We start from the raw sequence: 8,562 nt of genomic DNA, 5'->3' as shown, positions 1-8,562 counted from the left end.
TCGGCGGCGCCTTCTTCTGGGAGGCGAGCGGCGACACCGCGAACGGTGAGCTGATCACCGCCATGTCCACCGGTCTCAACTAGATCGTCACGCCCTCGATCGGCACCCCCCCACCCGGCCCCCGCGCGCCTCGGCACGCGGGGGCCGGCCCCGTTCGCCGGGCCTCGCGTGACCGGCGTGACTTCGGGGAGACGCGTTGCCCAAGGGAGGTAGCAGGGAAGAAACCTTCGCTTATGGTGGCATTTATGGACGCGACGAGGACGATCCTGGAGACCGTCGACAAGCTGCGGCAGCGCCGTACCGCACCGCTCGTGCTCGAACTCGACCTCACCGAGGGACTGTCAGAGGGACCGCCCGCCGACCCGGTCGGCGCGTTGCTGTCCATGCGCAAGGCCCGGCTCGCGGACGTGCTGTCCGGGCTCAAGCGGGCCAGAAAGGACCCCCGGGTCACCGCCCTCATCGTGAAGATCGGCGGCAACCCCCTCGGCCTCGGCATGGTCCAGGAGCTCCGCACGGCCGTGCTGAAGCTCCGGGCCGCCGGCAAGCGGACGGTCGCGTTCGCCGAGACGTTCGGCGAGTTCGGCGCGGGGACCGTCCCCTACTACCTCGCGAGCGCGTTCGAGCGGGTCTACCTCCAGCCGTCGGGCGACGTGGGGCTCACCGGCATCGCGCTGGAGCAGCGGTTCCTGCGCGACGCGCTGGCGAAGGCCGGTGTGGAGTACCAGCTCGGCCAGCGGCACGAGTACAAGACCGCGGCCAACACCTTCACGCAGAACCACATGACCGAACCGCACCGGGAGTCGGCGGGGCGCATCGCCGAGTCGGTGACGGAGCAGATCACGTCCGGCATCGCCGAGGCCCGCTCGCTCGACCCGGCCCGGGTGCGGGAGCTGATCGACCAGGGCCCGTTCATCGGCGTCGAGGCCGTCGAGGCCGGTCTGGTGGACGCCCTCAAGTACCGCGACGAGGTCTACGAGGAGACGGTCGGCGCGGACGCCCACCTCCTGTACGTGTCCCGGTACGCCAAGACCGCTCTTGCCAAACGGCTGCCGCACCCCGGCGGCGACGTGGTCGCCCTGGTCCACGGCACGGGCATGATCCGGCTGGGCCGCAGCGGCCGCTCCCCGCTCGGCGGCGGAGGCGCGATGGGCTCCGACACGATCAGCGCCGCCCTGCGCTCGGCCCGCCGCGACGAGAAGGTCCGCGCCATCGTGTTCCGGGTGGACAGCCCTGGAGGGTCGTACGTCGCCTCGGACGCCATCTGGCGCGAGGTCGTGCTGGCCCGCAGGGCCGGCAAGCCGGTCGTGGTCTCGATGGGCGACCTGGCCGCCTCCGGCGGGTACTTCGTGTCGATGGCCGCGGACCTGATCGTGGCTCAGCCCGGGACGCTGACCGGCTCGATCGGCGTCTTCGGCGGCAAGCCCGTCGTCGGCGAGCTGCTCGGCAAGCTCGGCGTGGTCACCGAGGCGGTGACCGAGGGGGCGAACGCCGGCATGTTCTCCACGAGCCGGGAGTTCTCCGACGCCCAGTGGGCGCGGGTCAACGCGTGGCTGGACCGGATCTACGACGACTTCGTGGGCAAGGTGGCCGAGGGCCGCGGCATCAGCCGGGAGCGGGCCCACGAGCTGGCCAGGGGCCGGGTCTGGACCGGCGCCGACGCCTCGGGGAACGGCCTGGTCGACGAGCTCGGCGGCCTGGAGGACGCGCTGGCCCTGGCCCGCAAGAAGGCCGGCCTGGCCGTCGACGCGCCGGTGCGGACCTACCCGCGCCTGCACCCGCTGGAGCGGCTGCGGCCGGCGGAGTCGAGCGAGGACCGGTCGGCGGCCCTCGCCCGGGTGCGCCTGGAGGCGTGGGGCCCGCTCGCGCGCCTGGCCGGCGAGCTGAACCTGCCCTCGTACGGCCCGCTCGTGCTGCCCGGCTGGTGGACCATCCGCTGACGGGTCACGTCACCGGGCGGTAGCGGGACCGGAGGCGGACGAGGGGGGCGCGGGTCGCGTCGACGTAGTCCACGGACAGGAGCGCGCCGACGAACAGTGTGTGGTCTCCGGCCGGGACGACGCGGACCGTCTCCACCTCGACGGCGGCGACTCCCCCGTCCACCACGAGCGCCTCCGTGCGCTCCCCGCGGTGGTGGGGGACGCCCGCCAGCAGCAGCCGCGCGCTCGGCCTGCCGGGCGTCGCGAACCGGGACGCGACCGCCTGCTGACCGTCGGCGAGGAGCGTGGCCGCCCACAGGTCGCGGCGCAGCAGCACCTCGGCGAGGTAGCCCGCGGAGGCGAGGCTGACCAGGACGAGGGGCGGGTCGAGCGACACCGACATCAGCGTCGCGACCGTCGTCCCGAGGTCGTCGCGGTCGTCCCTGACCGTCACCACCCCCACCCCGGCGGCCAGCTGCGCCATCGCCTCGGTGAACGAACCCCCCACGGTCAGGCCTCCTTCGTCTCCCGCGGTTCATCATGCCGTCCCCGGCGCGGAGGCGGGGAACGGAGGGTTGGCCGGGTCCAGGCCGGGGCATGGTGATCGGATGACCACGGATGAGGCGCGCGACGGGGTGTCGCTCACGAACCTCGACCAGCCGCTGTTCGACGCGTCGGACGCGACCAAGCGCGACCTGGTGGACTACCTCGACGCCGTCCACGACCGCGTCGTCCCGGTCCTGCGGGACCGTCCCCTCTCGGTGATCCGGGTCCGCCAGGGCCAGGAGCCGTTCATGCAGAAGAACGTGCCCAAGTACGCCCCGGAGTGGGTGCGGACCGTCACCATGTGGGCGGAGAGCTCGCGCCGGGAGGTCGCCTACGCCCTGTGCGACGACCGCCGGACGCTGCTGTGGTTCGCCAACCAGAGGGCCGTGGAGTACCACCCGGCGCTGTTCCGGTCGGACGAGTGGGGGCGGCCCACGCATCTCGTGCTCGACCTCGACCCTCCGGAAGGGGACGCGTTCCCCCTCGCCGTACGGGCCGCCCTGCTGGTGCGCCAGGCGCTGGCCGACGCGGGACTGGCGGGCGCGGTGAAGACCAGCGGCGCCAAGGGCGTGCACGTGTTCGTGCCGATCGGCCCGGCGATCCCCGTGGAGGACGTGGCCGCGGCCACCCGGGCGCTCGCCGCGCGGGCCGAGCGTCTCGACCCGGCGCTCGCCACGACGGCGTTCATCCGGGAGGACCGGGGCGGGAAGGTGTTCCTCGACTCGACGCGGGCCGGCGGGGCGACGGTCGTGGCGGCCTACAGCCCGCGGGTGCGGCCGGGGGTGCCGGTGTCGTTCCCGGTGGCCTGGGAGGACCTCGACCGCGTCTCTCCGAAGGACTTCACGATCCGGACCGTCCCCGGGCTGCTCGGCGGCGGGGACCCCTGGGCCGAGCACATGCCCGGACCCCAGACGCTGCCCGCCGACCTGATCGCGGAGGGCCACACGATCCCGGTGGCCCGGGTGCAGGCCATGCACGAGGGCAAGCGCCGCGCCCGCGCCCGCCGCGGCGCCTGACGAGCCCGGCGAAAGCGGAGAGGGCCGGCTTCCCGTCGGGGAGCCGGCCCTCGTCCACCTCGGTTACCCGAGGCCGTTCTGGGTCAGCCAGTCCTTGGCCACCGCCGGCGGGTCGTCCTTGTCGACCGCGACCCGCTTCATCAGCGACACCAGGGTGGTGGTGTCGAGCTTCGCGGAGACCGCGTTCAGGGTGGACACGACGGCGTCGTTCACGCCCGCCTTGTAGACGAGGGGCGTGACGTTCTCCGAGCCGAAGGCGTTCTTGTTGTCCTGCAGCGGCACCAGGTCGTTGAGGACGATCTTCGGGTCGGTCGTGAACACGTTGCCCACCTGGACCGTGCCGCTCTTGATGGCGTCGGCGGTCGTGTCACCGGTCGGCTTCCACTGCTTGAACTCCAGGCCGTACACCGTCTTGAAGTTCTGCTCCTGGCGCTCCTTGAACTCCGGCGGCCCGCCCACGACGAAGTCCTTGGACACCTTGGCCAGGTCGTCGATCGTGGTCAGCTTGTACTTCGTGGCGGTCTCCTTGGTGACCGTCAGCGAGTTGTTGTCCTGCGCCTCGGCGGGCTCCAGGACCTCAAGCCCGGAGGGCAGCTTCTCCTTGAGCGACGCGACGATCTCGTCCTTGGTCTTCGCCGTGGTGTTCTTGTCGACGAAGGCGAGAAGGGAGCCGATGTACTCCGGCAGGACCGTGAGGCCACCGCTCTTGACCTGGTCGAAGACGACCTCGCGGCTGCCGATGTTGGGCTTCTCCTCGACCGTGACGCCCTTGGCCTTGAGGGCCTGGGCGTAGATCGAGGCCAGCAGGACGCTTTCGGGGAAGTTGAACGAGCCGACGACGACGGTGGAGGAGCCGGCGGCGCCGCCCGATGAGGCGGGCGCGGCGGGGGTGGCGGAGGTCAACGGGTCGGAGCCCCCGCACGCAGATAGCGAAAGCGCCGCGGTCAGGACGACCGCCGCGACGCCAAGGATGCGTCTCATCGTGCAATCCCTTCATTTTTGGGAGATAAATAGGAGATTAGCGGACGTTCCAACGTGCGCCTCCTCCCCTTCACCCCGATCGGCCACGGGTGGCACGCGGCCGTGGCCCAGACTAGCCACCTAGGAGTAGCACACAAGGCCGACAAAATCGGGTGACCGGAACCTGCGCCCTCTGCCCCGGCCTGACGCGCTCATCCCTCTCGGCGCAGGCCGCCTGCCGCCGTGGGCTACCGGGCGGCGTCCGCTCCCCGCTCCGCGCGGGGGCGCACGCCCGGCGAGACCACGAGCCGGTCCAGCAGCGTGAAGGCGAGCTGGACGGCCAGCGCGAGGGCCGCCACGAGCACCGCTCCCCCGATGACGCTGGAGTAGGTCTTGGTGGCCAGGCCGTCGATGATGAAGCGGCCGAGCCCGCCCAGCCCCACGAACGCCGCGACCGTCGCGGTCGAGACGACCTGGATGGCGGCCAGCCGCAGGCCCAGCAGGATCAGCGGCAGCGCCACCGGCGTGAGCGTCTGGAAGAGCACCTGCCGGCCGCGCAGGCCCATGCCGTAGGCGGCGTCGCGCAGGTCGGCGTCCACCCCGCGCACCCCCTCGTACGTGTTCACGAGGATGGGCGGGACGGCCAGCACGACCAGCGGGATGAGGACCGGCAGCACGGTGCCGACGCCGATCAGCAGCACGACCAGCACGAGCAGGCCCAGCGTGGGCAGCGCGCGGGCCGCGTTGGCCGAGACCACGACGAGCAGCGCGCCGCGGCCGGTGTGCCCGATCAGCATGCCGAGCGGTACGGCGACCACGGCGGCGATGAGGAACGCGGCCGCGGAGAACTCCAGGTGCTCCAGCAGCCGGGTCGGGATGCCGTCCGGGCCGGACCAGTTGGCGGAGTCGCCGAAGAAGCCGACCAGCCAGTTCACGCCGTCCTCCTCGCCCGGGACCAGGGGGTCAGCAGCCGCTGGGCGAGCACGAGCACGCCGTCGGCGGCCACCGCGAGCAGCACGATCAGCGCGATGCCCACGACGATCGGGGTGTAGAACTGCCGCTGCCAGCCGTCGATGAACAGGTTGCCGAGCCCGCCCTGCCCGATCAGCGCGCCGACGCTGACGAGGCTGATGCTCGACACGGTGGCCACCCGCAGGCCCGCCAGCACCACCGGCACGGCGATCGGCAGCTCCACCAGGAGCAGGCGGCGCGCCGGGCGGAACCCCATGGCGACGGCCGACTGCCGCACGTGGTCGGGCACCGACGTCAGCCCGTCCACCACGGACGGGATCAGGACGGCCAGCGCGAAGAACGTCAGCGGAATCACCACGGTCGTCCGGGTGAGCCCGGTGATCGACAGGAAGATCGAGAACAGCACCAGCGACGGCAGGGAGTACGTCACGTTCATCAGCGCCGCGGTGGGCTGGTAGAGCCACCGCCACCGGACGCAGGCCAGGCCGAGCGGCAGCGCCACCACGAGCCCGAGCACCACCGGCAGGAAGGCCATGACCAGGTGGCCCAGCAGCAGCGTGCTGATGGCGGACGGGTCCCCGTTGGCCCAGTTGCGCGCGATCCAGTCCCACCGGACCAGCGGCTCGCCGTTCATGACCCCGCCCGTCCGGTCTCGGCCCCGCCCTCCGGCGGGCTCTCGCCGCCCGGGGTGGGGTGCTGCTCGTGGAAGCGGCGGGCCTGCTCGGGCACCCCGTCGGCGTACGCGCCGAACAGCTCGTCGAGGGCCTCCCGCCGGGCCACGCCGCGGACCCGGCCGTCGCCGTCGACCGCCACCGCCGTGCCGTTCGGCGACAGCAGCGCGGCGTCCAGGGCGGCCCGCAGCGAGTCGGCCTCCGGGTCGAAGGTCCCGAACGACGACAGGCCGCCGCCGGTGCGCCAGCCGAGGGGACGGCCGTCCTCGTCCACGGCCAGCTCGCCCGGCGCCGGGTCGAGCCGCACCTCCTTGGCCGAGATGAACGACAGCCGCCGGATGCCGCGGTCGCGCCCGAGGAACCCGCGCACGAAGTCGTCCGCCGGCTCGGTGAGCAGCGTCGCCGGCCCGGCCATCTGCGCCAGCCTGCCGCCGACCCGCAGCACGGCCACGGTGTCGCCCAGCTTGATGGCCTCGTCGATGTCGTGGGTGACGAACACGATGGTCTTGCGCAGCTCCGACTGCAGGCGGAGCAGCTCGTCCTGGAGGCTGGCCCGCACGACGGGGTCGACGGCGCTGAACGGCTCGTCCATCAGCAGCACCGGCGGGTCGGCCGCGAGCGCCCGCGCCACGCCGACGCGCTGCTGCTGGCCGCCGGACAGCTGGAACGGGTACCGGCCGGCCAGCGCCGGGTCGAGCCCCACGCGCTCCAGCAGCTCCATCGCCCGGGCCCGGGCCCTCTTCTTGTCCCAGCCCAGCAGGTACGGCACGGTGGCGACGTTGTCCACGATCTTGCGGTGCGGGAACAGCCCGGCCTGCTGGATGACGTACCCGATGCCGCGGCGCAGCGTGGGCGGGTCGATCTCCCGCACGTCGCGGCCGTCCAGCGTGATGCGCCCCGAGGTGGCGTCGATCATGCGGTTGATCATGCGCAGCGAGGTCGTCTTGCCGCATCCGGAGGGCCCGACGAAGACGGTGACTGCGCCCGTGGGCACCTCGAGGCTCAGGTCGTCGACCGCCACCGTCCCGTCGCGGTAGCGCTTGGTGACGCCTTCGAATGTGATCAACGGGGGACCTCGCCCTTCGCAAGTCGGTGATCACGGCAACAGCGCGAGCGCCACGGCTCTTCCCGCAGAATGCCTCTTTACCCCCTGGCCGCGCCGATGGGCAAAACGACCTTCCGATTAGATTACGGCCGGGACACCCCCTCTGTCCCCTCCGGGCCGGGTGCGAACCGCCTGAACGGTCCGCGTGCTCGCTGACTGAATATCTATCAATAGGGCATCTGGTAGTGCGGTGCCACGGGTTGTCTTGGCATGATTACCCACACGCCCCACTCCAGCCCCTCGCAACGAACCACTAGGGAGCCGGTCGTGACACCATCGCTCACCGGTCGGCGCTCCCGGAGCGAGCTGATCGCCGAGCTCTACGAGCGTCACGCCGCAGGGCTGTTCGCGTACTGCCACGACCAGCTCGGCGAGACGGCCTCGGCCGGCGACGCGGTCGTCGCGGTCTTCACCGCCGTCCCGACCGTGGAGCCGCCGCCCCGCGCCGTCCTGTACGCGCTGGCCCGCCGCGAGATCTACCGCCGGGACGTGAGCTACGCCCTCCCGGCCGTCGACTCGGTCGCCGACCCCGCCACCGCCCTGATCGAGCGGGTCTTCCGGGACATCCGGCCGCACCAGCGGGAGGTCCTCCTGCTGTCGGCCGTCTGCGGCCTGGTCACGCCCGAGCTCGCGGTCGTGCTCGACGTGGCGCTCGACACCGCCGACGAGCTCACGGGCGGGGCGCGGCGCCGCTTCGCCCAGACGCTGGAGACGGCCGTGACGGCCGCCAGGTCGGCGCCGTTCCTGGCGGCGGGGGTGGCCGAGGTGTACGACGCGATCGGCGTCGCCCCCATCGAGGACGTGCTGGCCCGCCTGCCCTGGCGTCGCCCGGCCGCCGCCGTCCGGGACCGGGTGCTCTCGGCGCTGCCGTACGAGGACCCCGTCCCCGCGGCGCCCTCGTCGGCGCTGCCCACCAAAAGGCTCTGGCCGACCCCGCCGACGTGGCCGCTCCCGCTGAGCGACCCCAACCCGGCCAGCAGCACGATCGTGGTCAAGGCCGGCACCATCGGCACGCCCGAGGCCCCGGCGGACGGATCCGCCGCGACGGCCCCGGCGGGAACCCCGGCCGAGCCGCGCCGCCGTGCGAGGCACGAGGCGACGACCGAGCCGATGCCGAAGCTGCGCGGCTCACTCCTCGCGGCGCTCGGCGAGGGCCGCACCCGCAGGAGGCGCCCGTCAGGGCCGGCCCTTCCCGCCCCGGTCGCCGACACCCCGGCCGCCGGTGCCCCGATCGCCGACGCCCCGGAGACGGCCGCCCCCGCCGTGGACCCCGCCCCGGCGGCTCCCGGCCCGGCCGGCGCCCTCGACGCCTTCCGGGCGCCCGGCCTCACGGCGAGCCCGGCCGGCACGGCTGCGGACATGGCCGCGGACACGGC

General features: G+C 73.0%; 8 protein-coding genes. 3 read left to right on the top strand and 5 right to left on the bottom strand.

The window, feature by feature from the left end:
• The first annotated feature begins 245 nt into the window (after window positions 1-245).
• Window positions 246-1,937, top strand: coding sequence for a signal peptide peptidase SppA (gene sppA, locus MPTA5024_RS31350; protein WP_036331251.1), 1,692 nt, complete (start codon window positions 246-248; stop codon window positions 1,935-1,937).
• Window positions 1,938-1,941: 4 nt separating this feature from the next.
• Here sppA and MPTA5024_RS31345 read toward each other — a convergent pair whose 3' ends face one another.
• A complete protein-coding gene (locus tag MPTA5024_RS31345) occupies window positions 1,942-2,424 on the bottom strand; it encodes a flavin reductase family protein (protein WP_332310645.1) in 483 nt (160 codons plus the stop codon).
• 100 nt (window positions 2,425-2,524) lie between these two features.
• Between MPTA5024_RS31345 and ligD the strand changes: the two genes are divergently transcribed.
• Complete coding sequence (gene ligD / locus MPTA5024_RS31340; protein ID WP_036331250.1) at window positions 2,525-3,478, top strand: non-homologous end-joining DNA ligase; 954 nt, start codon at window positions 2,525-2,527, stop codon at window positions 3,476-3,478.
• Between the two features lie 63 nt (window positions 3,479-3,541).
• On the opposite strand, the gene MPTA5024_RS31335 is transcribed toward ligD, so the two are convergent.
• The 4 genes from MPTA5024_RS31335 to MPTA5024_RS31320 form a co-directional block, all read right to left on the bottom strand.
• Window positions 3,542-4,459 (bottom strand): ABC transporter substrate-binding protein, encoded by a 918-nt coding sequence (locus tag MPTA5024_RS31335; protein ID WP_036331249.1) that lies wholly within the window; start codon window positions 4,457-4,459, stop codon window positions 3,542-3,544.
• Window positions 4,460-4,686: 227 nt separating this feature from the next.
• On the bottom strand, window positions 4,687-5,373 hold the full coding sequence (locus MPTA5024_RS31330) for an ABC transporter permease (RefSeq protein WP_036331248.1): 687 nt from the start codon (window positions 5,371-5,373) through the stop codon (window positions 4,687-4,689).
• Window positions 5,370-6,044 (bottom strand): ABC transporter permease, encoded by a 675-nt coding sequence (locus MPTA5024_RS31325; RefSeq protein ID WP_036331247.1) that lies wholly within the window; start codon window positions 6,042-6,044, stop codon window positions 5,370-5,372. The genes MPTA5024_RS31330 and MPTA5024_RS31325 overlap by 4 nt, the downstream gene beginning before the upstream one ends.
• On the bottom strand, window positions 6,041-7,147 hold the full coding sequence (locus MPTA5024_RS31320; protein ID WP_084370161.1) for an ABC transporter ATP-binding protein: 1,107 nt from the start codon (window positions 7,145-7,147) through the stop codon (window positions 6,041-6,043). Before MPTA5024_RS31320 ends, MPTA5024_RS31325 begins: the two co-directional genes overlap by 4 nt.
• Before the next feature lie 306 nt (window positions 7,148-7,453).
• On the opposite strand from MPTA5024_RS31320, the gene MPTA5024_RS42835 reads away from it, so the two are divergent.
• A partial coding sequence (locus MPTA5024_RS42835; RefSeq protein WP_036331246.1) for an RNA polymerase sigma factor occupies window positions 7,454-8,562 on the top strand: 1,109 nt, incomplete at its 3' end.

It is taken from the genome of Microbispora sp. ATCC PTA-5024 (assembly GCF_000511135.2).
Taxonomy (GTDB): Bacteria; Actinomycetota; Actinomycetes; order Streptosporangiales; family Streptosporangiaceae; genus Microbispora; species Microbispora corallina.
Note: the sequence above shows the minus strand (reverse complement) of the source record. Positions and strands in the feature narration are given on the sequence as shown.

Bases quoted from the DNA above. Each gene is read 5' to 3' on its own strand.
- sppA (WP_036331251.1), top strand. From the start codon at position 246: ATGGACGCGACGAGGACGATCCTGGAGACCGTCGACAAGCTGCGGCAG.
- ligD (WP_036331250.1), top strand. From the start codon at position 2,525: ATGACCACGGATGAGGCGCGCGACGGGGTGTCGCTCACGAACCTCGAC.
- MPTA5024_RS31335 (WP_036331249.1), bottom strand. From the start codon at position 4,459: ATGAGACGCATCCTTGGCGTCGCGGCGGTCGTCCTGACCGCGGCGCTT.
- MPTA5024_RS31325 (WP_036331247.1), bottom strand. From the start codon at position 6,044: ATGAACGGCGAGCCGCTGGTCCGGTGGGACTGGATCGCGCGCAACTGG.